A 22,817-nucleotide genomic window follows, 5' to 3' on the forward strand; every position below is an offset into this window, starting at 1 on the left:
CAATTTTCCATAATCTCTATCTGGCAAAGGTTCCGCATGATCGCGGAACCCGGCATCAAAGAGACGCAGAGTGCCGAGAGCGTCAATGGGACCGGCCCTGAGGCGCCAAGGCGGCAGATCGTCGCCGCGCCGCCGCTGGCGCCGGAACTGCCCAGGGCCAAACGCGAAGGCCTGCCGTTCCTAACGCTCGTCGCCATCGTCGTGATGGCGGGGCTTGCCCATCTGACAGGGGCGCCGATCTTTATCACCGTCGGCCTACTGGCGACCGGCATTGCCGGTATAGCCATGCATCTGCGTGCCAAACGCACCGAGCGCCGCACAGTCGCCCTGCTCGACGAGACGACCGCTCGCAGCCGCGCCGAGATCGAAACGCTGGCCGACCGCATGTGGGAGATGCAGGAGAGCGAGGAACGCTTTCGCGGGCTGATCGACGCGCTCGGCGATCTCGTCGTCCACCGCGACCGCGACGGCCACATCGTCTATGCCAACAAGGTCTTCGCCGATCTTGTCGAAATCGACCAGCGCGACCTTGCCGGCAAGACGCTGGCCGAACTCGGCATCGATGTCGGCATCGTTCCCGATGCCGCCTTTTCCGACCACGAATGCCTGAGCTCCACCGACGTCGCCATCCGCACGCCCGGCGGTCCGCGCTGGTTCTCGTGGATCGAACTGTCGGTGCGCGACAAGGGCAGCGGTGCGGTGTCGCATCGCGCCATCGCCCGTGACATCACCGCCCGCAAGCGCGCTGAATCATCGCTCATTACCGCACGCGAGCGGGCCGAATATGCAAGCCAGGCCAAATCGCGCTTCCTCGCCACCGTCAGTCATGAGATCCGCACGCCGATGAACGGCATCATGGGCATGGCCAGGCTCTTGGCGGACACCAACCTTTCGCCCGAACAGCGGACCTATGTTGGTGCCGTTTCCACCTCCGCCAGCGCCCTGCTGGCGCTGATCGAGGATTTGCTCGACTATTCGAAGATCGAGGCCGGCCGCTTCGACCCCGAACCGCAGCCAATGTCCGTGCGCGAGACTGCCGACAACATCATCGAGCTCCTGGCGGCACGCGCCTTCGCCAAGAATATCGGCCTTGGCTGCCATGTCGAACCCGACGTGCCGCAGATGATATCAGCCGATCCGGGAAGGGTCAGGCAGGTGCTGCTCAACCTCATCGGCAACGCCATCAAGTTCACCGACGGCGGCGGCGTGCTGGTGACCGTCGCCCGTGCCCGCACCGACACTACCGACCGCATACGCTTCACCATAACCGACACCGGTCCCGGCCTGCATGAGGACGACCTGGACCGCATCTTCGAGGAATTCGAACAGGCTGATGGCACCTCGACCCGCACGCATGGCGGCGCGGGTCTCGGCCTTGCCATCTCCAAGCGCCTGGTGATCGCCATGGGCGGCACGATTTCCGTGTCGAGCCAGCTCGGCCAAGGCTCGGAATTCATCTTCGAAATCCCCGCGGCATCGGCCACCGAGCCGCCGCAGAACCGCCAGAATGCGCTCTCGGGCCGGCGCGCGGTGATCCTGTCAAAGAATGCCATCGAGGCCGACGCCATTGCCCGCACCATCCGCGCCAATGGCGGCAAGGTCGATCTGGCCGCGACCGCTGCCCAGGCCGCGCCCTTCGCCGGAAACTGCGACCTGCTCCTGATCGACGCGGCCATGGAAGAAAGTGACGGCAGGTTGCTCAAGCGTCTTCGCCAGAGCGGCTTTGTCGAATGTGAGGCAATCACGCTGATCGCGCCGACGGACCGCGGCATGCTTGGCGAGTTCCGCGCCAACGGCTACGCCACCTTCCTGGCAAGGCCGGTGCGCGGTGAAACGCTGCTGCGCGTGCTTTTGACCAGCCACGCGTCGGCGCACGCCCCGCCAGAGGCGGAAAAGCCTGGCGCGCCATCCGTGCGCGCCATCGGCAGCCGCCAGCATGGCCTGTCCGTACTGATCGCGGAAGACAACGATATCAATGCCATGCTTGCCCGCGCCACGCTTTTGAAGGCCGGGCATCGGGTGAAAGTGGTCGGCAACGGCAAGGCTGCCGTCGAGGCCGTCATCGGCACCGGCCACAAGCATCGCTTCGACGTGGTGCTGATGGATCTGCACATGCCCGTCATGGATGGGCTGGACGCCATCGCCGCCATCCGCCGCCACGAGGAGGAAACCGCCGCGCCACCGGTTCCGATCATGGTGCTGTCGGCGGACAGCCAGGAAAAGACTCGCCACGCCGTGCTTGCCCATGGCGCCAGCGGCTTCGTCACCAAGCCGCTCGATCCCGATGCGCTTGTCCACGCCGTCGAGGGCCAGGTGGCGGCCTGACCTCGCCTCTCCGAACGCCTCGAGGCTGCGACTTTTTCGCATGATCCTTTCCCCGGAAAACCGATTCTGGTTCCCCAGGTCACGCGATAGCCAGCCGACGAAGTATTGCCCGCGGTCCCGTATCACGGTACTGTCACAATCCTGTTGCACCTACACCGTATCCCCGTGCCAAGAGGGATGGCTCGAAGGAGAATCACTCGTGCATACAGTTATGCCGGAATGTGACACTCGGCCGAACGCCAGCAGCGCCTTGCTCGTCGGGCGGAATGTCGATGCCGTCATTAAAGGCGCATCTCTCGGCCGCATCGGCAACCTCGAAGTGCGGCTCGCCCGCAGCGAGGCTGAGATCGCCGCCGCCCAGGAGGTCCGTTACCGGGTATTCTATGACGAGCTCGGCGCCAGGAAGGATTTGTTCCAGGACCGGCGCGATGCCGACCGCTTCGACCCGTTGTGCGATCATCTGCTCGTCTTCGACACCTCGCTCTCCGGTCCCGAGCACCGCCGCATTGTCGGCACCTACCGCTTGCTGCGCCAGGAGATTGCGGCCGCCGCCGGCGGCTTCTACTCCGAGGGCGAATTCGAGCTGACCAAGCTCATCGCCCGCCATCCTGGACAGCGTTTCCTCGAACTCGGCCGCTCCTGCGTTTTGCCGGAATACCGCTCGAAGCGCACCATCGAGGCGCTTTGGCAAGGCATCTGGGCCTATATCAATCACTACGGGATCGGCGTGATGACCGGTTGTGCCTCGTTCCACGGCACCGTGCCGGCGGCGCATGCCGAAGCGCTGACCTATCTCGCCCATCACTGCCGCACGAACTCGGCCTGGGACGTGCGCGCGGTCGCCGGGCGCTATTGCTCCATGGATTTGATGCCGATCGAGGCGGTCAACGCCAAGGCCGCGATCGCGGCGATGCCGCCGCTGGTCAAGGGCTATCTGCGCGTCGGCGCGCGCATCGGCGACGGCTGCGTCATCGACCGCGAATTCTCGACGGTCGACGTCTTCGTGGTGATGCCGGTCAAGGAGATCGGCGCCCGCTACGTCAATTACTATGGCGGCGAAGCGCAGCGTTTCGCCGCCTGATCCTGTCAGTGGTGAGCAGTCGTTAGTGAGTAGTAGTGCAGCCTGTGACTACTCCCGCTCACTCCCTTCATTTCACGGAATGTCTTCCGGCCGCCGACCAGGACGGCTCTTGTAGGATGGAAAGGCCCAGCCGAACTTCAGCGCGCCGCCGCGCACCAGGAATGCCGCGGCGAAGCCGGCCAGGCCCGATGCGAGCGGCGGCAGTCCAGCGAGATCGCCAAGCGTAAACAGGGTCGCGCCCGCAAGGGCGGCAGTGACATAGATTTCAGGTCTCAGGAGCACCGACGGCTCACCGGCCAGCAGGTCGCGCAAGATGCCGCCGAACGTGGCGGTGAGCACGCCGGTGACGACGGACACCACCGGCGAGCCGGTGATGGCCAGGCCTTTGGCGGCACCCATCACCGAAAACGCGGCGAGGCCGACGGCGTCGAGCCAGAGCAGCAATTTCCAGCGGGATTCGACACGGTGCGCCCCGAAGAAAACAAGCATCGCCACCACCGCGCAGATCAGCACATAACCGGAGTTGGCGATCCAGAAGACCGGCAGATTGAGGATGACGTCACGAAACGTGCCGCCGCCGATACCGGTGACGCTGGCCAGGAACAGAAAGCCGATGATGTCGAGCTGCTTGCGCGAAGCGGCAAGCGCTCCGGTCGCCGCGAAGACGGCGACGCCGGCATAGTCGAGTAGCTCGATTGGATTCAAGGGCATGAGGCAGTCGGCAGTAGGGATTAGGAGTTAGGGAGTATGAATAACACGAAGCCGCGCGATTGATACGACCGCCTTAATTTCCCTACTGCCTATTCCCTATTCCCCATTCCCCTACCTTACGCATCTTTCTCAGCCTGCTCATTGACCGGGCCGGGCTCGACCGGGGCTTCAGCAGCCACATGCTTGGGACCGCCCTTGGCGACGCCGACCATGGCCGGCCGCAGCACCCGCTCGCCGATCGAATAGCCGGGCTGCACGACCTGGACCACCGTGTTGGCCGGCACTGCCGGATTGGGCACCTCGAACATCGCCTGGTGAAAATTCGGGTCGAACTTCTCGCCTTCCGGCTCGAGCTTCTTCACCCCATGCCGCTCCAGCGCCGACAGCATGGCGCGCTCGGTGATCTCGACGCCCTCGATCAGCGCCTTGAAGCCGGCATCGCCCGACGCCGCTGCCTCGGCTGGAATGGCGTCCAGCGCCCGGCGCAGATTGTCCGACACCGACAGCATGTCGCGGGCGAAATTGGCAACCGCGTAAGCACGCGCGTCGTGAACGTCGCGCGCGGTGCGACGGCGCAGATTCTCCATCTCGGCCGCGGCGCGGAGCGCGCGGTCCTTCAGATCTTCGTTTTCCTTCATCAGCCGCACAAGCGCTTCATAGTCGCCGTCGACGCTGCCTTCCGCGCGCTCGGCGGCGGCTTCGGCCGCCTCGATATCCTCGGGCGCGCGTTCGTCTTTTGCCTGGTCGCTCATCGCCGTTTCCCGTTATCTCGAATGGTATGGATTTTGTGCCCGATATCGAGGTTTGGCGGCCAAAAATCAAGGGGCAAGCGATACTGTGTGCCGCCGGCGGCACTTTGTACGCAGCCAGCGCGGACTTTCGATTTTAATTCAAATTTTACTCTAACCGGCGGATTTGCTTGCGACGATGCTGCGATAGGGGAACCTTTCCTGTGCTGGGGGAGTTTCGAAGCCGACACAGGATTTTGAGATGACGACCCGCAATAACGCCGCCCGCGACAAGGGCGCCCCCAACAAGGGCGAAAGACGCGAAGGGCTCGAAGCCGACATCAGGCGCCAGTTCGGCACGGAGGCCACGACGCGCTTTCTGCGAACGTTGCCGGCATTCCGCACCGAGCTCGACATTCCCGATCGCTTCAAGGAACTGCTCGACCGTCTGGACGGCATCGAGGGCAGCTTGGCCACCGGTCAACGCAACCGATAGGCGTGGCGATCCGGGGCTCGTTCGACTGAACCCGAGATGCCCTCATAATTGACAGTCGCGCGACATTTACGCACAGTAATTTTGCGTGATCTTTGTCTTGCGGCAGCGTCACGCGCCGCTTATGCTTCATAATGAACATGATTTCCCCCGAAGCTGTGGCTAACAGCAAGCGTGCCTGGTTGAAGATTCTGGCGCGCTACAAGAAGCCCGACAGGCGTCGCAGCGCTGTTGAACTTGCCATCACCCTGATCCCTTTCGCCACGCTATGGGCGCTGTCCTCGGCTGCCTATTCCTATGGCCATTGGTGGGGCCTTCTCCTTATCCTTCCGGCGGCCGGCTTTCTGGTGCGGATCTTCATGATCCAGCACGATTGCGGCCACGGCTCTTTCTTTGCTAATCGCTATGCCGACGACTGGATCGGCCGCGTTCTCGGCGTCTTGACGCTGACCCCCTATGACTGCTGGCGGCGCGCCCACGCCACCCATCACGCTACAGCCGGCAATCTCGACGAGCGCGGCATGGGCGACATCAAGACGTTGACCGTCGCCGAATACCGGCAGATGTCCTGGCGGGGCCGGCTTTCCTACCGTCTCTATCGTCATCCGCTGGTCATGTTCGGCCTTGGCCCCATATGGCTTTTCATCTTCGAACAGAGACTGCCGGTCGGCATGATGCGGAGCGGCCTGACACCATGGGTATCGTCCATGGCCACCAACGCCGCTATTGCGTCCATCGCAGCCATCCTCATCTGGTTCGTCGGCCTCGGCGCCTTCCTGGTCGTCCACTTGCCGATCGTCGTCCTCGCCGGCTCGGCCGGCATCTGGTTATTCTACGTCCAGCACCAGTTCGAGGAGACCGAGTGGGCAAAGGATTCCGAATGGGAATTCCAGCATGCGGCCCTGCACGGCTCGTCCTATTATGACCTGCCGCCGGTGCTGAACTGGTTCACCGGAAATATCGGCGTCCATCACGTCCATCACCTCTCCGCCAAAGTGCCGTGCTACCGTCTTCAGGAGGTTCTCAGGGACTATCCGGAACTGCGCAAAATCGGCCGCGTTACGCTTCTCGACAGCCTGCGTTGCGTGAAGCTCGCGCTGTGGGACGAGAGCCGCAGCAAGCTGGTGTCATTCCGCGAAGCGCGCATGGCTGTCTAGAACAGCAATAGCCGCCGCACCAAAGGTGCGGCGGCCGCTCCCCCTGCTAAGCCGCCTTGCGCTCGTCGCGCATAAGCGCCTTGCCGTCGCGGATCTCGGTACCGAGCACCTTCAGGCATTCGCGCATGAATGCCGCCAGGCCTGGCCAGCCCTTGGCCGACACCAGATTGCCGTCGACATGGGCGCCGGTCGGCGCGACGTCGATATAGATGCCGCCGGCCAGCGTGACCTCAGGCTCGCAATACTGAAGTGCGGCGACTTCCCTGCCACGCACGACGCCGTCGACCGCGATCAGGATCTGCACACCATGACAGATGGTGAAGATCGGCTTGCCGGTCTCGTGGAAGTGTCGCACCAGCGCCTGCACGCGCTTGTCGATGCGGATATATTCCGGGCCACGTCCGCCTGCCGCATAGACCGCATCGTAGTCGGCCGGGTTCACCTCGGCAAAAGTCTTGTTGAGGATGTAGTCGTGGCCGAGCTTTTCCGTATAAGTCTGGTGGCCCTCGAAGTCGTGCAGCGACGTCTTCAGTATGTCGCCCGCCTTCTTGTCGGGACACACGACATGCACCGTATGGCCAACCGCATGCATGGCCTGTTCAAAGACGAAAATCTCGTATTCCTCGCTGAACTCACCAACGAGCATCAATATCTTCTTGCCAGCCATTCCCGGTTCCTCCCTTGGTGGCCACATTTATTTCGGAGTGCGAACTAATAGACCTATCCTAAGGGCAAGAGGGCAAAAGGAAAAGCGTGAATCGCACATTTGGTCCGACCAGATTGATTCGAGCACGCCGGTGCATCGACCTGACCCGCGCGCTCAGCGCGAAAACGGCGATCCTGGTCTGACCAACGCGGAATAATCAGGCGACAGCCCTGATCATGGCCGCCGCCTTTTCAGCGATCATGATCGTCGGCGCATTGGTGTTGCCGCCAATCAGGGTCGGCATCACCGATGCATCGACGACGCGCAACGCCCGCAACCCGCGCACCTGCAGTTGCGGGTTGACGACGGCCATGTCGTCGACGCCCATCTTGCAGGTGCCGGCCGGGTGATAGATCGTGTCGGCGCGGGCCCTGATATGCGCCATCAGTTCGGCATCACTGGAAACACCCGCGGTGTAGATTTCCTTGCTGCGGTATTTCGCCAGCGCCGGCGCCTCAAGGATGCCGCGCATCATCCTCACCCCCTTCAGCAGAAGGTTTGCGTCGCGCTCGTCCTGGAGGAAGCGCGGGTCGATGCGCGGCGACGCCAGGGGATCGGCGCTCGATAGCCCGACCTCGCCGCGCGAATGGGGCCGAAGCACGCAGACATGGCAGGAGAAGCCATAGCCCATATGCAGCTTGCGGCCATGATCGTCGACGATGGCGATGCAGAAGTGCAATTGCAGGTCGGGTCGGTCGATCGCCGCATCGGATTTGAGGAAGGCTCCTCCTTCCGCGTACGGCGTGGCGATCATCCCGGTGCCGTTCTTGCGCCAGCGCAGCATATGCCCGATGAGGCCGGGCATGCCGCGCAGGCCGATGCCCATCAGATCTGTCTCCCTGGACGTCCAGGCCATGATGAAATCGAGATGGTCCTGCAGATTCTTGCCGACGCCCGGCAATTCATGGAGGAGCGGAATGCCGTGCGCCGCCAACTCGACCGCCGGACCGATGCCGGACAGAAGCAACAACTGTGGCGAGCCGAAAGCGCCACCACAAAGGATGACCTCGCGCTTCGCCTCCGCGACGGTCTCCGTCTTCCCGACACGGTAGCGCACGCCTGCGGCCCGCTTGCCCTCGAGTATGACCTTTGTTGCATGCGCGCCGGTGATGACGGTCAGGTTCGGCCGGTCCATCGCCGGATGCAGATAGGCGGCTGCGGCCGAGCAGCGCTCGCCATTGCGGCGCTCGCCCCAGAATTGCGTGACCTGATAGAGACCCACCCCTTCCTGCTCTGGTCCGTTGAAATCGTCGTTGCGGCGGATCTGACTCTCGCCGCAAGCCTCGACAAAGGCTTTTGAGATCGGGCGCGGCTCCTGCTGCTCGGCGACCCGCAACGGCCCGTCGCCGCCATGCAGTGCATCCGCGCCGCGCTGGTTGCCTTCGGCGCGCCGGAAATAAGGCAGCACCTCATCCCACGACCAGCCGTCGCAGCCGAGATCGGCCCATTCGTCATAGTCACCGCGGTGCCCGCGCGTGTAGAGCATGGCATTGATGGCGCTGGAACCTCCGAGCGCCTTGCCGCGTGGCTGATAGCCCTTGCGGCCGCCAAGCTCTTGCTGCGGCACCGTCTCGAAAGCCCAGTTGTTGATCTTCGGCCGCCCTGGAAGCAGCGCGATGATGCCCGCCGGCGCGCGGACGAGCAAATCCTTGCCCTCGCCGCCGGCTTCGATCAGGCAGACCGTTTTCGATGGATCCTCGGAAAGTCTTGCGGCAAGCGTGCAGCCGGCGGAGCCGCCGCCAGCGATGACATAGTCGTAGCGCATCTTCTCCTCCCGGCGGATGTTTCCGTCCGTCTCGCCAGAGAAGGCTTGCTTTGCAGGCGTTGTAAAGACGTTGGCGAGTTGCCGCGGCGTTAGCCGGCTCGCTCTCGCCGCCAGGAATATTTTGGACCTTTGGCCTCCGACTTCGTGGTCGGCTGATAATACAGCGAAAGTCCGCCGGTGCGGCCTTCCTCGAGCCGTTTCAAAAGCACCGGGTTCGACACTTCGAACTCGTCGAAGCCGAGACGCAGCATATGCGGAAGCTGGTCGACCAGTACCTGCCCGGTGGCGCGTATTGCGCCCTCGAAATGATGGCGGCTGCGCAGCAGTTCGCCCTTGGAGAAGGAGCGGCCGTCATTGAACGCCGGGAAGGCCAGCGCCACCAGCGACAGCTGGTCGAGCAGGCCGGCGATCTTTTCAAGCTGGTCTCCAGGTTGAAGCTCAACGCCGAGGCGCTCCTTGGCCGAGCGGCGCACCTCCGGGTCCAGCCCGAGGAACGTTTGCAGCGGCAGGATGAAGCGTCCATTGCCGGTGAGCGCTTCGGCGCTTTCGGCATGGACCCACTCGTCCTCCCGGAAACCTTGCGGGGTCCAGAGGCGGGTCTCCGATGTCTGTGCGGTCATCAAAAATTCCTAAACTCAAAGAACCGGAGGGTGTGTTTAGATTCAGGTCAGGCCGAGCCGAAAGTGGTGGCTTCCGAGAACCGGAGCGAAGCGTACTTAAGTACGTGAGCACCGGAAGCGCAGGAAGCCGCCATTTGCAGGCCGGCCTCACCTGAATATCAACATACCCTAGAGAGAGGCGTCGGTCAGCGATTTCTCCAGTCCCGACAGATGGATGCCGCACTCGGTCTTGGCATGCCCGGCCCAGCGGCCGCTGCGCGCGTCCTCGCCCGGCTGTACCGGCTGCGTGCAGGGGAAGCAACCGATCGACAGATAGCCATAGGCGACCAGCGGGTTCTCGCGCAGCGCATGCGAACGCATGTAAGCGGCCTGATCCGACGTCGTCCAGTGCGCCAGCGGGTTGATGCGGATGCGTGAACCCACCGCCTCGAACACCGGAAGTGCCGCCCGCGTCGACGCCTGGAAGCGCTTGCGCCCGGTGAACCAGGCGCGGAACGGCTCGACACCTCGCGCCAGCGGCTCGACCTTGCGCACATCGCAGCAGGCGTCGGTGTTGGTCTCGTTCAGATTGCCGGTCGGGTCGATCCGTTCGAGCGCCGCCTCGTCGGGCGTGATCACCCTGACATCGGTCAGCCCGAAATCGGCGACCAGCGCGTCGCGATAGCCCAGCGTTTCCCCGAAATGCTTGCCGGTATCGAGGAAGATGATCGGCAAGGTGCGGTCGATTTCGGAAATCATGTGCAGCAGCACGGCCGAATCGGCGCCGAAGGAGGAAACGGCGGCGATCTCGCCATGAAACAATTCCCGCGCTGACCGCTCGATGATCTTGAGCGGGCTTAGGTGACCGTAGAGCGCGTCGAGCCCTGCCGCCTCTGCGGCGACGCCGGCCTCGACGTCGACAATACGGTCAAGCGGCCTTGGCTTCGCCAGCATAGAGCGCCTCCTTGAACGGCGCGGGACCGACACGGCGGTAGGCGTCGATGAATTTTTCTTGTGGATCGAGTCGAAGGCCGAGATAGGTCTCGACGATCTGCTCGATGGCGTCGGTGATCTCTTCCGATGAGAAGCCGCGGCCGATGATCTCGCCGACCGAGGTGTTCTCGTCGGCCGAGCCGCCAAGCGTGACCTGATAGAGCTCCGCGCCTTTCTTCTCGACGCCGAGAATGCCGATATGGCCGACATGGTGATGGCCGCAGGCATTGATGCAGCCGGAGATCTTGAGCTTCAACTCGCCGATTTCGCGCTGCCGTTCCAGCGAGGCGAAGCGCTGAGAGATCTCCTGCGCTATCGGAATCGAGCGCGCCGTCGCCAGCGCGCAATAATCGAGGCCGGGGCAGGAGATGATGTCTGATATCAGGTTGGAATTGGCCGTCGCCAGGCCGATATCGACCAGCGCATCGTAGACCGCCTTGAGGTCGGCGCGCGCGACATGCGGCAGGATCAGGTTCTGCTCATGGCTGACACGCAGTTCGTCGAAAGCATATTTTTCGGCGATGTCGGCGACCGCTTCCATCTGGCTGTCCGAGGCGTCGCCCGGCACCTCGCCGATGCCCTTGAGCGAGATCGTCACCGCCGCATAGTCGGGATGGCGATGCGTCACCACATTCTGGTCGAGCCAGTCCGAAAAGCTCTTCGAATCGAGTCGGGCCAGCTTGACCGCCTCGTCGCCTTCCGGCCGGTCGCCGAGCTGAGGTGGCGCGAAATAGGCGTCGATGGCGCGGATGTCGGCTTCCGGCAGCTTCAGCTCGGCGTCCTTCAACTCCTGCCATTCGGCCTCGACCTGGCGCGTGATCTCCTCGACGCCGGTCTCGTGGACGAGGATCTTGATGCGCGCCTTGTACTTGTTGTCGCGGCGGCCATAAAGGTTGTAAACGCGCAGGATCGCCGTGCAGTAGGACAACAGATCCGCCTCCGGCAGGAAGTCGCGGATCTTCTTGGCCACCATCGGCGTGCGCCCCTGACCGCCGCCGATATAGACGGCAAAGCCGAGCTCGCCAGCCGCGTTCTTCTTCAAATGCAGGCCGATGTCATGTGTCTGGATCGCGGCGCGGTCGCGCTCCGCACCGGTCACCGCGATCTTGAATTTGCGCGGCAGGAACGAGAATTCCGGATGCACAGACGACCATTGCCGCAGGATCTCGGCATAAGGGCGCGGATCGGCGGCTTCGTCGGCAGCAGCGCCAGCGAAGTGGTCGGCGGTGACATTGCGAATGCAGTTGCCGCTGGTCTGGATGGCATGCATCTCGACACTGGCGAGGTCCGCCAGGATCGCGGGAATGTCGGACAGCGCCGGCCAGTTGAACTGGATGTTCTGGCGTGTGGTGAAATGGCCGTAGCCCTTGTCGTATTTGCGGGCGATATGGCCGAGCATGCGCAACTGCTTGCTGTTCAGCGTGCCGTAGGGCACCGCGATGCGCAGCATATAGGCATGCAGCTGCAGGTAGACGCCGTTCATCAGCCTCAGCGGCCGGAACTGGTCCTCGGTGATCTCGCCGGCGAGCCGGCGCTGGACCTGGTCGCTGAACTCGGCGACGCGGGCCTGAACGAAATCATGATCGAACTCATCGTAACGGTACATAGTCTGGTCTTTCCGGGCGCGTCCGCCCGTGTTTCATCTGTTTTGTTGCTTTAAGCCGCCCGGGCGGCCTGCTTGCCCAGATCGTGGCGGATGGTGGGGCCTGCGGCGCGGATCTTTTCGCGCAGCCGCACCGGCTCGACGACGCCATTGACGACGCTCACGTCGATCAGGTTGACGTCGACCACTTCGTTGCTGGCATGGGCCGCCGCACCGATCGCCTCCAGCCGGTCCTCGGCCGCTTTGTCGTGGGCAATGTCGGCATGGTCGACCGTGTCGGCCCAACCGCCATCGGCATACCAGACGGCGATGCCATCGGTGAGGCGGTTTGCAGTCAGAACCTTCACTGTTCAACTCCTTCGGCGGCAGCTTGAGCAGCGCCTTCATGCCTGTGTACCGCGAGCGGCTCGGAACGTTCAAAATTGGCGCCGGCGACCGCATCGCCAATAATGGTCATCACCGGTCCTGAAAGGTCGGCGCGCGCCTCCAGCGAAGGCAGGTCGGCGAGCGTGCCATGGAAACGGCGGCGTTGGGCAAGGCTGGCATTCTCGACCACGGCGACCGCGGTGTCCGGCGACAGGCCGGCCTCGATCAGCCGGCCGGCGACCTCGGCCGCGACCGAGCGGCCCATATAGACGGCGACCGTGGCGCCGGAAATCGCAAGCTTGGCCCAGTCGGGCAGCGAATTGCCCTTGAGGTCGTGGCCGGTGGTGAACACCATCGACGACGACACGCCGCGCAGCGTCAGCGGCAGTTCGAAATCGGCGGCGGCGGCAAACGCCGCGGTGACGCCCGGAACCACTTCGTAGGCGATGCCGGCATCGCGCAGCGCCGCCATTTCCTCGCCCGCGCGGCCGAACACCAGCGGGTCGCCGGATTTCAGCCGCACGACGCGTTTGCCGTCGCGGCCGAGTTCGATCAGCAGCGCGTTGATCTCGGCCTGGCTCTTGGTGTGGCAGCCCTTGCGCTTACCGACCGGCAGACGCTCGGCATCGCGCCGGCCCATGGCGACGATCGCCTCCGGCACCAGCGCGTCATAAACGATCACATCGGCTTCCATCAGCAGGCGATGAGCGCGCAGGGTCAGCAGGTCTTCCGCACCGGGGCCGGCGCCAACCAGCGCGATGTGGCCCGAGACCGGTGCGTTCGAGGCAAGCAGGCCGACGGCGGCATCATGCGCCCGCGCAGGCTCGCCGACCTCCATGGCACGGGCCGGCGCGCCGCCGAAGAAATCGCTCCAGAAACGACGGCGGGCATTGCCCTTCGGCAGCAGCTTCTCTGCAGTGCCACGAAAGGAAGCCGCAAGTGCGGCAAGCGGGCCGAGCGACGGCGACAGCATACGGTCGATGCGGGTCCGCAGCATCTGGGCAAGCACCGGGCCTGCGCCTTCGGTGCCGATGGCGATGGCGACCGGCGCGCGGTTGACCAGCGCCGGGGTGAAGAAATCGCACAGTTCCGGCCGGTCGACGGCATTGACCGGAATGCCCAACCGGCGGGCATCCGCGACAACGCGGAGGTCGAGCGCTTCGTCGCCGCTGGCGGCAAACACCATCACCACGCCTTCGAGATGCGCGGCATGGTAAGCGGCGGCGATGTGGGTCGCGCCGGTGGCAGTGATGAAGGACAGCAACTCGGCCTCGGGGGCGTCGGCAATGATGCGCAGCACAGCACTCGACTGGCCGAGCAGCCGCGCCTTGGCCAGCGCCTGCTCGCCGCCGCCAACGATGGCCACGGCTTCGCCCTCGACCCGCAGGAAGACCGGGAAGGCATTGAGCTTGGGCGTGGCTAGCGGCATTGCGGGCGGAATCCTGAACACGCGGTCAGTTCTACGCGCGAGCGCGAAAAAGCAGAAGGAACGCTCTCGCGCATCACTTTGAGGGAAGCAATCGCTTTTCTGCAAGCGTAACAGCCAGGAGAAAAATATTCCACATCGCCATTCCTGGCGGATTGAAGCCGCTGTGGCGGGCCTTGATCTGCGGCTCTTTTAGCGACAGGAGACGCGCACCGCAAAACAGATTCTTCTAAATTCTACTAAATTAGTAGATTAAAGTCGCCGACGGAACATTCCCGCCTCGGCGCGCGTTTGCCCTGCGAACCCGGACCTGGCAGCGCGGCTGCGCAATGTCTCCCGCGATGAGCCGAAGAACCAGGAATGAAACCAAAAAGGAGCGCTCCATGGACAACCTCAAGCTGAAACATGGTCTGTGGATCGTGGTGGCCGATGGCGAGAAAGCGCTGTTCCTTCGCAACGAGGGCGACACGCTACATCCTAACCTCCAGGTGATACAGGAAATGGCGCAGGAAAATCCCGCCAGCCGCGATCAAGGCAGCGACCGGCCCGGCCGCTACAATGATGGTCCTTCCGTCCACCGCAGCGCGGTCGAGGACACGGACTGGCACCGTCTCGGCAAGGAACGTTTCGCCGACGAGATTGCAGAGCGGCTCTACAAGCTCGCCCATCGCGGCACGTTCAAGGAGATCGTGCTGATCGCGCCGCCGCAGGTGCTGGGCGAGATGCGCAGGAAACTGCACAAGGAGGTTGCCGAGAAAATAGCGGCGGAAATACCGAAGACCCTGACCAATCACACCATAGTCGACATCGAGACCCTGCTGCAGGCAGCCTGACCGGACATCCGCGGCGCGCAACCGGCTTTTGCGCATCGACCGCCAACAGCCCGGAGCATGCTGCCGGGTGGCCGATGGTGGGTTAACGCCGTCAGTTCTCCGTTTTCTGCCGCCCTTGCCGTAGATTTCATGCCATTGCGGGTTGCCTCATGGCCTGCCGCGCCTCCATATTGCAAGGGCGGCGGCTTCGGGCGGCGCATACCCGACATCGCGATTTCTGAAAGGCGCTCCATAGACCATGCCGCATGACACGCCCCTTATCGCCACCATCGTCGCCGGTCTGGGGCTGGCTTTCGTTTTCGGCGCGCTCGCCAACCGCTTCCGCATTCCGCCGCTGGTCGGCTACCTCGTCGCCGGCGTTCTGGTCGGGCCGAACACGCCGGGCTTCGTCGCCGATGCCGGCCTTGCCAACGAACTGGCCGAGATCGGCGTCATCCTCCTGATGTTCGGCGTCGGCCTGCATTTCTCGCTGAAGGACCTTTTGTCGGTCCGCGCCATCGCCGTGCCCGGCGCCATCGTGCAGATCGGCTTCGCGACGGCGCTTGGCGCCGGCCTCGCCTGGCTGCTCGGCTGGTCGATGGGCGCCGGACTGGTCTTCGGTCTGGCCCTGTCGGTCGCCTCGACCGTGGTGCTGTTGCGCGCGCTGCAGGAGCGGCGGCTGATCGAGACCGAACGCGGCCGCATCGCCGTCGGCTGGCTGATCGTCGAGGATCTCGCCATGGTGCTGGCGCTGGTGCTGTTGCCGGCGCTGGCCGGCGTGCTTGGCGGCCAGCAGCAGGTCGAGACCCACGCCAGCCTGTTGTCGCTGCCGGCGAGCTACGGCATCTGGGGCGTCGTCGGCATGACGCTGGCCAAGGTCGCCGCCTTCGTCGTGGTCATGCTGGTGGTCGGCCGCCGCGTCATTCCCTGGATCCTGCACTATGTCGCCCATACCGGGTCGCGCGAACTGTTCCGGCTGGCGGTTCTGGCCATCGCGCTCGGCGTCGCCTTCGGCGCCGCCAAGCTGTTTGGCGTCTCGCTGGCGCTGGGCGCTTTCTTCGCCGGCATGATCATGAGCGAATCCGAACTCAGCCACCGGGCGGCCGAGGAATCGCTGCCGCTGCGCGACGCCTTCTCCGTGCTGTTCTTCGTCTCGGTCGGCATGCTGTTCGACCCGTTCAGCCTGATCGACAACGGATTGCCGATCCTAGCGACGCTGGCCATCATCGTCATTGGCAAATCGCTGGCTGCCTTCGTCATCGTCGTCGCCTTCCGCTATCCCTTGGCCACGGCGCTGATGATCTCGGCCAGCCTCGCCCAGATCGGCGAATTCTCCTTCATCCTGGCCGAACTCGGTGTCGGCCTGAAGCTGTTGCCAGAACAGGGCCGCGACCTCATCCTGGCCGGCGCCATCCTGTCGATCCTCCTCAACCCGCTGATGTTCCTCGCCCTCGACTGGATGAAGCCATGGCTGGAGGAGCGCTCCGCCAAGGCATCGCCACCGGTCGAGGCAAAGCCGATCGGCCCGGCGACGCAGCCCGGCCAGGTGGCTTCGGTCGCTGCGCCGGAGACGGAGGACGGTCCACCGCCCAGGACGATGCTCGCCGGCCACGCCATCCTGATCGGCTATGGCCGGGTCGGCAGCCTCGTCGGCGCGGCGCTCAAGGAGGCCGCCCTGCCCTTCCTCGTCATCGAGGATGCCGACAAGACGCTGGCCAGGCTCAAGGCGGACGGCATTGAAACCGTCGCCGGCAATGCGGCCAACGCCGATGTCTTCGCCGCCGCCAATCCGGAGGCCGCCAAGCGGCTGATCCTGGCCATCCCCAACGCCTTCGAGGCCGGACAGATCGTGCTGCGCGCCCGCGCCGCCAACCCAGCCATCAGCGTCATCGCGCGCGCCCATTCCGATGCCGAGGTCGAGCATCTCAAGGGGCTTGGCGCCGACACGGTGATCATGGGCGAACGCGAGATCGCGCGTGGCATTGTCGAAGAGGTGCTTGGTCCCAAGCCGGACGCTGCTGAACCGTCCGCTGCCTGAGCCGATCCTGCAGGATCACGCGACGAATGCAGAGCCGCCATTTCGAGCGATACTGCCGAGGTACTTTGCCGGCGGCTTGCCAAGCGCCTTCTTGAACATGGTGATGAAGGCCGTGACGGAACCATAGCCGAGATCGCCAGAGACCTGCTGTACGCTGGCACCGGAGGCCAGTTCTCGAATTGCGACGATCAAGTGCAGTTGCTGGCGCCAGCGCCCGAAGCTCAGCCCCGTCTCCTTTACCACGAGGCGGGCGAGACTGCTCTCGCTGAGTGCAACGCGATTGGCCCATTCTGCCAGTGTGCTGCGGTTAGCAGGGTCTTGCGCCAACGCTTCGGCGATCCTCTTCAGGCGAGGCTCGGATGAGATCGGCAGATGCAGCCGCTGCACAGGCATACGCGGCAGTTCGCTGAGCAGCGTCCTGATCAAGAGCCCGTCCCTCGCCTCATCATCCTCCACGCTATCGGACAGCTCGATGATCAGTTCGCGCAGCAACGGCGAGATCGAATGTGTGCAGCACCGGTCCGGCAGATCGGCGGCTCCCGGTTCAATGTAGACGAAGAAAATCCGGGCATTGGCGGTCGCAACATTGCTGTGCTCCATGTCGCCGGGAATCCACACCCCGCAATGAGGCGGCACCATCCACAGGCCGCTGGGCACGTGGCATGTGACGCCACCTCCGAGCGCGAAGACGAGTTGGCCCTTGCGGTGCCGATGGGCGGGTACCTCCGCTCTGGTCTCGGGGACGTCGACGCGTACGGCAATCGCCGGCGCGGAAGGGTCATCCACATCGACATCGAGCCAAGGGTAACGGAGGGGTTGTCTCATGATTGACTGTTTTTAGCGATTAAATGCCTTGATATCCAGATTATTCGACAGGGAAAATCGATAAGTTTCCGCTCGTGAATGAGCGACTCTGGAGTCGTGCGTAGCTGGCGACCTTTCTTCGGCCGGCGGCCGCCGACGCTCCAAAGTCGAACCAGCAAGACCGGGCATACAACTGCCCTAAGAGCTGTGCGTCCGCGCAGCAGTGAGGTATGAACCATGCTCGCCCTTGTCATCTCTTCCGATAGCGCGACCGGACTGGGGATCGCGGAGCTCGCCGAGCCTCAAGCGGCCTCGAACGAGGCGCTTGTCTCGGTCCACGCAACCTCGTTGAACCGCGGCGAACTGCGCCTGCTCTCCATACGACCGAACGGCTGGATACCCGGCCAGGACGTCGTCGGAGTTGTCGAACGGGCGGCAGCCGATGGCTCCGGACCAGCCGTGGGCACCCGGGTTGCGGCTTTGGTCGACCAGGCCGGCTGGGCCGAACGTGTCGCCGTTCCTACCGACCGTCTCGCCGTCCTGCCAGATGACGTCAGCTTCGCTTCCGCCGCCACGCTTCCGGTCGCGGGCACGACGGCGCTAAGGACTTTGCGCCATGGCGGCGACCTTGCCGGCCAGCAGGTCCTGATCACCGGCGCAAGCGGCGCGGTCGGTCGGTTCCAGGTCCAGATCGCCCGCGAGCAGGGCGCGTCGGTGACCGCGGTCGCCGCTGCCCGGCATGCCGAGGATCTCCGCGGCCTGGGCGCCGGGCAAGTTGTCGAGTCGATCGAGCTGGCCGAGGGGCCTTTTTCGCTGATCACCGAGTCAGTCGGCGGTGAAAGCCTCGCACACGCGATCGAACGCGTCGCACCTGGCGGCACCGTTGTCATGTTCGGGTCGAGCAGCGGCGAACTCACACCCATCGGGTTCCGCCAGTTCGTTCCGGGTCACGAGGGGGCGAGGCTTCAGACTTTCGCCTACTACGCCTCTGGTCCGAGCATTGGTGCGGACATCGCCTCGCTGCTCGCTCTGGTCGCGGCCGGCCGGCTGGAAACCCGCGTGGCCATGACCGCGCCGTGGACAGACATCGCGCAGGCCCTGGACGCACTGCGGCACCGCAGCATCAGCGGCAAGGCTGTTCTCACCATAACCGAATGAGCAATCCTGCCAACAAAGCAGGCGCCGACACGATGATCAGAAGACCGCACCAATGCTATTCTTTTGAAATCGTGAGGCCTGCGTCGATCAACAGTTTTCTGATTTTTTGAACGTCTTCGGGCGGAACATCCCACTGCCATGTGACAGGCGAGAGTTGCCGCAGAGCGCCGTAGGCGTTTTCTTCAATCCAGTGCTCCAGTCGCTTGCCGTCCAGCCGGCGGTCCAGATGCCCCTGTGACAACAGGTTGAAAGGAAATACGTCGCGAAGATTTTCGTTCAGATGTCGTTTGTCCCTGTCGGCACGGAACGTTCGGCCGAATGCCAAGGATTGCTCTTTCATTTGTGCTGGCGGACCGTGGAGCGTCTTGTCGGCCGTCGCGAAGCGAGAAGACGATGAGCCATGTGCGAACGCTCTCGGTCCCCAAAAATATGGCATCGAGAGGCCAATCCCATAGATTGGTTGCAGCTCGTCGCTGACAAATTGGAGGATTCTCTGGAACGTCCCTTTCAAATCCGCAACTGCAGCCTGGTCTATGTGAATCTCGAACAGCTTGAAGCGATCGATGGAACAGCCAATTTCTATCGCAAAGTCCGACAACACATCGGGACTACGCTTCCATAGATAGCCGACCGATTCCCAATTTTTCTTGCTTATGACGTCGCGTTTGAGAAAATTGCCGTTGAGATAGTCCTTACCCGTTGTGCCATCGACAACGGTGGCCATGTCGGGCAATGAGCCAATGATTTCCGTGATTTGATCCAGAGCTTCGCTTGCACGGCGAATGCTGAGAGTTGCGGCCCACTCATAAATCAGGAGTGAGCCGACCACGTTGGTTTCCGTGAACCGCTCATATCGGCCAGTCTGCTCGCTCACACGTGCTGGCCGCCATTGATGTGGATTTCCGAACCCGTCACATAGGAGGCCTGCTGCGAGCACAGGAAGAAGATGATGTCGGCGACTTCCGCAGTGGTGCCGAGCCGTCGCAGCGGGATGGTCTCGACGATCTTTTCCGTGCCGGGCGACAGGATCGCCGTATCGATCTCGCCGGGCGCGATCGCATTGACGCGGATGCCGTGCGGGCCGAAATCATGCGCCATTTCGCGCGTCAGCGAGCCAAGTGCCGCCTTCGATGTCGCGTAGGCGGTGCCGGCAAAGGGATGCACGCGGGTGCCGGCGATCGAGGTGACGTTGACGATCGAACCCTTCGCCGACGCCAATTCCTTGAACAGCCCCCGCGCCAGCATGATCGGCGCGAAGAAATTGACCTGGAACACGTCGCGCCAGACATGCATCGGCGTGTCGATCGAGTTCATCCGGCTGTTGCCGTCCTCCAGCTTTGGCGAAATGCCGGCATTGTTGACCAGCGCATGCAGTTGCCCGCCATGCGCTTCCAGCCGATGTCGGATTTCCGAGACGGCAATGCCGACATCCTCCTGGTCGGCGAGATCGACCTTGATGTGGTCTTCCGGGCCGGCCGGCCACGGGCAGTCCTCGGCGAATGCCTGGCGCGAACAGGTGATGACGCGCCAGCCCTCGCGTGAAAAGCGCTTGACCGTCGCATGGCCGATGCCCCGGCTGGCGCCGGTCAGCACGATCGTCTTTCTGGTGTCGGTCTCGGCCATGTCGCGGTCTCCAACCGGAGATGTAGCGGAACACGGCAGCGGTGGCGAGGGGTGGATCAGAGCAAGATGAGGTTGGGTTTAGCCGTTCAGCCCCCGGTGAGGATGTCGAGGATCGAGGTCTGCCGCTTCTTGACCGGGCCGCCGACATTGCCGGGCGGCACCGGGTGCTTGATCGATCCCGTGGCGCCGTCATTGCCCGGCATGCCGAAGCCGCCGGCATCGACTGTTTCCGCGGGACGCGCTGCGCGCGCCGGTGCAGGCGCCTGGGCAGTCGAGGGCGCCCGGGCGGCCGGAGCCGGCTGGCCAACCGAAGCGGGCGGCGCCGGCTGTGCGGTATTGGACGGAATCTCATCCTGCACGATCGTATCCGCCGGCGTCGATTTCCATGTTCCGGGCAGCGGCCTGACCGGCACGCCTTCGTGTGCAGCGACCATGAATTCGTGCCAGGCCTGCGCCGGCAGCGCACCGCCGGTGACCTTCTTCATCGCGCTGCCATCGTCATTGCCGAACCAGACGCCGGTGGTGAGGTTGGCGGTGTAGCCGACGAACCAGGCATCGCGCGAATTCTGGCTGGTGCCGGTCTTGCCGGCCGACGGCCAGGCGAACGCCGCCTTCCTGGCCGTACCGACCTCGACGGTGCCTGTCATCATCGAGTTCATCATGCCGACGATCTCGGGTTTGACGACACGCGGCGCGCTGCCGCCATTGTTGTCGTAGAGCACCTTGCCGTCGGTCGTCGTCACGCGGCGGATGAAATGGACGTCCGGCCGATAGCCGCCATTGGCGAAGGGGACATAGGCCAACGTCAGCTCCAGCGGCGTCACTTCCGAGGTGCCGAGCGCGATCGACGTGTTGGCCGTCAAATCGGACTGGATGCCCATGCGATGCGCCGCCTCGACCACCGCGTCGGGTCCGACTTCCATGGTCAGCTGGGCGGCCACCGAGTTCAGCGATTTCGCCAGTGCGGTGGCCAGCGTCACCTTGCCGAAATACTTGCCGCCGTAATTGTCGGGCGTCCATTTGCCTATTTTGATCGGCGCATCGTTGCGTACGCTGTCCGGCGTCCGGCCGGCTTCCAATGCCGCCATGTAGACGAAGGGTTTGAACGCCGAGCCCGGCTGGCGGCGCGCCTCCGAGGCGCGGTCGAACTGGCTGGTCGAATAGTCGTAACCGCCGACCATGGCGCGCACCGCGCCGGAATTGTCGATCGACACCAGCGCGCCCTGGGTGACATTGAGCTTCTTGCCGCTCTCGTCGATCAGCCTGCGGATCGATTGTTCGGCGAGCTTCTGCAAATTCAGATCGACCGTGGTGTCGACGACGATGTCGCCGCGCACGTCGCCGATCAGGTCGGGCAGTTCTTCCATGATGGTGTCGGCGACATAGTTTTCCGAGCCGGTCCAGTAGGATGGCGAGCGGGTCGCCGGTGCGCTCATCGCGCTGGTCAGCTCCTTGGCGGTGATCTTGCCTTCGTCGCGCATGGCGGCGAGTACGAGTTGCGAGCGCTCCTCGGCCGCCTTCGGGTCGCGCGACGGCGACAGCCGCGACGGCGCCTTCAGAAGACCGGCCAGAAGTGCCGCCTCCGACAGCGTGACGTCGCGCGCGCTCTTGCCGAAATAGCGGCGCGAGGCCGCTTCGACGCCATAGGCGCCGGAGCCGAAATAGACCCGGTTGAGGTACATTTCGAGGATCTGGTCCTTGGTGTGCTTGTGCTCCAGCCACAGCGCCAGAAGCACTTCCTGCACCTTGCGCTCCAGCGTGCGGTCGGGCGTCAGGAACAGGTTCTTGGCCAATTGCTGGGTCAGCGTCGAGCCGCCCTGCGAGAAATGTCCACCGAGAAGGTTGGTGACCATGGCTCTGGAAAGACCGATCGGGTCGATGCCGAAATGCGAATAGAAGCGGCGGTCCTCGATGGCGATGACGGCCTCGGGAATGTATGGCGACATTTCATGCAGGCCGACGGCCTCGCCGCCGCTCATGCCGCGATTGGCAAGCAAATGCCCGTCGACGGAAACGATCTTGATGTTGGGCGCGCGGTCGGGGATGGCCCAGGTGGTGGCCGCCGGCATTTTCGCGCCGTAGTAGACGACGATGCCGGCAGCGGCGATGCCGCCCCAGATGGCCAGCACGAAGCACCAGTAGACTAGGCGGCCAAGCACGCCGAACAGGCCGCGCCGGCTTTTGCCGCGCCCACGACGCGACGATTTCGCCTTGGCCGATTTGCCTTTTGTGGCGCTCTTGCGGTTGCCCGGCACGACGCGATCCTCCTCGCTCACCGAAAACCCGGCCGATGATTTCGCCCCCGGGGCTCCCTCGAAGCTGGGTTCGATGCGGCTGTCTTTGCGGTTCGCCATGCGCTGTGCTGTCTGCCCCGATGCCTATGGCGCTCGGGGTGAAGAGTAGATGCGGCGATTTAAGGGCGCGTTAAG

General features: G+C 63.8%; 20 protein-coding genes. 7 read left to right on the forward strand and 13 right to left on the reverse strand.

Translation table 11 applies throughout. From position 1 onward, the window contains the following. Positions 1 to 36 precede the first annotated feature (36 nt). On the forward strand, positions 37 to 2,325 hold the full coding sequence (locus C9427_RS21900; protein WP_107651180.1) for a PAS domain-containing hybrid sensor histidine kinase/response regulator: 2,289 nt from the start codon (positions 37 to 39) through the stop codon (positions 2,323 to 2,325). A 199-nt stretch (positions 2,326 to 2,524) separates the two neighbouring features. Next, positions 2,525 to 3,406 (forward strand): l-ornithine N(alpha)-acyltransferase, encoded by an 882-nt coding sequence (gene olsB / locus C9427_RS21905; RefSeq protein ID WP_107651181.1) that lies wholly within the window; start codon positions 2,525 to 2,527, stop codon positions 3,404 to 3,406. 72 nt (positions 3,407 to 3,478) lie between these two features. Here the strand turns inward: olsB and C9427_RS21910 are convergent, their stop codons facing one another. Next, the gene (locus tag C9427_RS21910) at positions 3,479 to 4,111 is read right to left on the reverse strand and encodes a trimeric intracellular cation channel family protein (RefSeq protein WP_107651263.1); all 633 of its coding nucleotides are present in this window, start codon (positions 4,109 to 4,111) and stop codon (positions 3,479 to 3,481) included. A 122-nt stretch (positions 4,112 to 4,233) separates the two neighbouring features. Beyond that, positions 4,234 to 4,869 carry a nucleotide exchange factor GrpE gene (gene grpE / locus C9427_RS21915; protein WP_107651182.1) on the reverse strand — a complete coding sequence of 212 codons (636 nt, stop codon included), beginning with the start codon at positions 4,867 to 4,869 and terminating at the stop codon, positions 4,234 to 4,236. A gap of 238 nt (positions 4,870 to 5,107) precedes the next feature. On the opposite strand from grpE, the gene C9427_RS21920 reads away from it, so the two are divergent. Both C9427_RS21920 and C9427_RS21925 read left to right on the forward strand, forming a co-directional pair. Continuing rightward, a complete protein-coding gene (locus C9427_RS21920; RefSeq protein ID WP_107651183.1) occupies positions 5,108 to 5,341 on the forward strand; it encodes a hypothetical protein in 234 nt (77 codons plus the stop codon). A 131-nt stretch (positions 5,342 to 5,472) separates the two neighbouring features. Next, entirely contained in the window at positions 5,473 to 6,495 is a 1,023-nt protein-coding gene (locus C9427_RS21925) for a fatty acid desaturase (protein WP_107651184.1), read from the forward strand. Between the two features lie 46 nt (positions 6,496 to 6,541). Here C9427_RS21925 and C9427_RS21930 read toward each other — a convergent pair whose 3' ends face one another. From C9427_RS21930 to cysG, 7 genes are all read right to left on the reverse strand, one after another. Further along, the gene (locus C9427_RS21930; protein WP_008874278.1) at positions 6,542 to 7,162 is read right to left on the reverse strand and encodes a DJ-1/PfpI family protein; all 621 of its coding nucleotides are present in this window, start codon (positions 7,160 to 7,162) and stop codon (positions 6,542 to 6,544) included. Positions 7,163 to 7,358: 196 nt separating this feature from the next. Then, the gene (locus C9427_RS21935; RefSeq protein ID WP_107651185.1) at positions 7,359 to 8,966 is read right to left on the reverse strand and encodes a GMC family oxidoreductase; all 1,608 of its coding nucleotides are present in this window, start codon (positions 8,964 to 8,966) and stop codon (positions 7,359 to 7,361) included. 89 nt (positions 8,967 to 9,055) lie between these two features. Further along, positions 9,056 to 9,586, reverse strand: a complete 531-nt coding sequence (locus tag C9427_RS21940) for a DUF934 domain-containing protein (RefSeq protein ID WP_107651186.1) — start codon at positions 9,584 to 9,586, stop codon at positions 9,056 to 9,058. Between the two features lie 168 nt (positions 9,587 to 9,754). Next, a complete protein-coding gene (locus C9427_RS21945; RefSeq protein WP_107651187.1) occupies positions 9,755 to 10,519 on the reverse strand; it encodes a phosphoadenylyl-sulfate reductase in 765 nt (254 codons plus the stop codon). Then, the gene (locus tag C9427_RS21950; protein WP_107651188.1) at positions 10,494 to 12,164 is read right to left on the reverse strand and encodes a nitrite/sulfite reductase; all 1,671 of its coding nucleotides are present in this window, start codon (positions 12,162 to 12,164) and stop codon (positions 10,494 to 10,496) included. The genes C9427_RS21945 and C9427_RS21950 overlap by 26 nt, the downstream gene beginning before the upstream one ends. A gap of 50 nt (positions 12,165 to 12,214) precedes the next feature. Beyond that, positions 12,215 to 12,508, reverse strand: a complete 294-nt coding sequence (locus tag C9427_RS21955) for a DUF2849 domain-containing protein (RefSeq protein WP_107651189.1) — start codon at positions 12,506 to 12,508, stop codon at positions 12,215 to 12,217. Further along, the gene (cysG, locus tag C9427_RS21960; RefSeq protein WP_107651190.1) at positions 12,505 to 13,956 is read right to left on the reverse strand and encodes a siroheme synthase CysG; all 1,452 of its coding nucleotides are present in this window, start codon (positions 13,954 to 13,956) and stop codon (positions 12,505 to 12,507) included. Before cysG ends, C9427_RS21955 begins: the two co-directional genes overlap by 4 nt. A gap of 380 nt (positions 13,957 to 14,336) precedes the next feature. Here cysG and C9427_RS21965 point away from each other — a divergent pair, with 380 nt between their 5' ends. Next, complete coding sequence (locus C9427_RS21965) at positions 14,337 to 14,786, forward strand: baeRF12 domain-containing protein (protein ID WP_107651264.1); 450 nt, start codon at positions 14,337 to 14,339, stop codon at positions 14,784 to 14,786. Between the two features lie 238 nt (positions 14,787 to 15,024). After that, the gene (locus C9427_RS21970; RefSeq protein ID WP_107651191.1) at positions 15,025 to 16,803 is read left to right on the forward strand and encodes a cation:proton antiporter domain-containing protein; all 1,779 of its coding nucleotides are present in this window, start codon (positions 15,025 to 15,027) and stop codon (positions 16,801 to 16,803) included. 15 nt (positions 16,804 to 16,818) lie between these two features. Here C9427_RS21970 and C9427_RS21975 read toward each other — a convergent pair whose 3' ends face one another. After that, positions 16,819 to 17,628 carry an AraC family transcriptional regulator gene (locus C9427_RS21975; RefSeq protein ID WP_107651192.1) on the reverse strand — a complete coding sequence of 270 codons (810 nt, stop codon included), beginning with the start codon at positions 17,626 to 17,628 and terminating at the stop codon, positions 16,819 to 16,821. Between the two features lie 216 nt (positions 17,629 to 17,844). Here C9427_RS21975 and C9427_RS21980 point away from each other — a divergent pair, with 216 nt between their 5' ends. After that, positions 17,845 to 18,765 (forward strand): zinc-binding dehydrogenase, encoded by a 921-nt coding sequence (locus tag C9427_RS21980; RefSeq protein ID WP_107651193.1) that lies wholly within the window; start codon positions 17,845 to 17,847, stop codon positions 18,763 to 18,765. Between the two features lie 55 nt (positions 18,766 to 18,820). On the opposite strand, the gene C9427_RS21985 is transcribed toward C9427_RS21980, so the two are convergent. The 3 genes from C9427_RS21985 to C9427_RS21995 all read right to left on the reverse strand — a co-directional run bounded on the left by C9427_RS21985 (position 18,821) and on the right by C9427_RS21995 (position 22,742). Beyond that, positions 18,821 to 19,594, reverse strand: a complete 774-nt coding sequence (locus C9427_RS21985; protein ID WP_146172579.1) for a hypothetical protein — start codon at positions 19,592 to 19,594, stop codon at positions 18,821 to 18,823. 41 nt (positions 19,595 to 19,635) lie between these two features. Continuing rightward, a complete protein-coding gene (locus C9427_RS21990; RefSeq protein WP_097574298.1) occupies positions 19,636 to 20,388 on the reverse strand; it encodes an SDR family NAD(P)-dependent oxidoreductase in 753 nt (250 codons plus the stop codon). Positions 20,389 to 20,474: 86 nt separating this feature from the next. Then, positions 20,475 to 22,742 carry a transglycosylase domain-containing protein gene (locus tag C9427_RS21995; RefSeq protein WP_107651195.1) on the reverse strand — a complete coding sequence of 756 codons (2,268 nt, stop codon included), beginning with the start codon at positions 22,740 to 22,742 and terminating at the stop codon, positions 20,475 to 20,477. Between the last annotated feature and the right edge of the window lie 75 nt (positions 22,743 to 22,817).

Origin of the sequence: Mesorhizobium helmanticense (genome assembly GCF_003034915.1) — a bacterium.
Lineage (GTDB): Bacteria > Pseudomonadota > Alphaproteobacteria > Rhizobiales > Rhizobiaceae > Mesorhizobium > Mesorhizobium helmanticense.

What these genes read in the sequence shown, in the direction of transcription:
- C9427_RS21935 (WP_107651185.1), bottom strand. Translation starts at nt 8,966, where the DNA reads ATGCGCTACGACTATGTCATCGCTGGCGGCGGCTCCGCCGGCTGCACG.
- C9427_RS21950 (WP_107651188.1), bottom strand. Translation starts at nt 12,164, where the DNA reads ATGTACCGTTACGATGAGTTCGATCATGATTTCGTTCAGGCCCGCGTC.
- C9427_RS21995 (WP_107651195.1), bottom strand. Translation starts at nt 22,742, where the DNA reads ATGGCGAACCGCAAAGACAGCCGCATCGAACCCAGCTTCGAGGGAGCC.
- C9427_RS21970 (WP_107651191.1), top strand. Translation starts at nt 15,025, where the DNA reads ATGCCGCATGACACGCCCCTTATCGCCACCATCGTCGCCGGTCTGGGG.
- C9427_RS21975 (WP_107651192.1), bottom strand. Translation starts at nt 17,628, where the DNA reads ATGAGACAACCCCTCCGTTACCCTTGGCTCGATGTCGATGTGGATGAC.
- C9427_RS21990 (WP_097574298.1), bottom strand. Translation starts at nt 20,388, where the DNA reads ATGGCCGAGACCGACACCAGAAAGACGATCGTGCTGACCGGCGCCAGC.
- C9427_RS21930 (WP_008874278.1), bottom strand. Translation starts at nt 7,162, where the DNA reads ATGGCTGGCAAGAAGATATTGATGCTCGTTGGTGAGTTCAGCGAGGAA.
- C9427_RS21900 (WP_107651180.1), top strand. Translation starts at nt 37, where the DNA reads ATGATCGCGGAACCCGGCATCAAAGAGACGCAGAGTGCCGAGAGCGTC.
- C9427_RS21925 (WP_107651184.1), top strand. Translation starts at nt 5,473, where the DNA reads ATGAACATGATTTCCCCCGAAGCTGTGGCTAACAGCAAGCGTGCCTGG.
- C9427_RS21980 (WP_107651193.1), top strand. Translation starts at nt 17,845, where the DNA reads ATGCTCGCCCTTGTCATCTCTTCCGATAGCGCGACCGGACTGGGGATC.
- C9427_RS21940 (WP_107651186.1), bottom strand. Translation starts at nt 9,586, where the DNA reads ATGACCGCACAGACATCGGAGACCCGCCTCTGGACCCCGCAAGGTTTC.
- cysG (WP_107651190.1), bottom strand. Translation starts at nt 13,956, where the DNA reads ATGCCGCTAGCCACGCCCAAGCTCAATGCCTTCCCGGTCTTCCTGCGG.
- C9427_RS21965 (WP_107651264.1), top strand. Translation starts at nt 14,337, where the DNA reads ATGGACAACCTCAAGCTGAAACATGGTCTGTGGATCGTGGTGGCCGAT.
- C9427_RS21945 (WP_107651187.1), bottom strand. Translation starts at nt 10,519, where the DNA reads ATGCTGGCGAAGCCAAGGCCGCTTGACCGTATTGTCGACGTCGAGGCC.
- C9427_RS21920 (WP_107651183.1), top strand. Translation starts at nt 5,108, where the DNA reads ATGACGACCCGCAATAACGCCGCCCGCGACAAGGGCGCCCCCAACAAG.
- grpE (WP_107651182.1), bottom strand. Translation starts at nt 4,869, where the DNA reads ATGAGCGACCAGGCAAAAGACGAACGCGCGCCCGAGGATATCGAGGCG.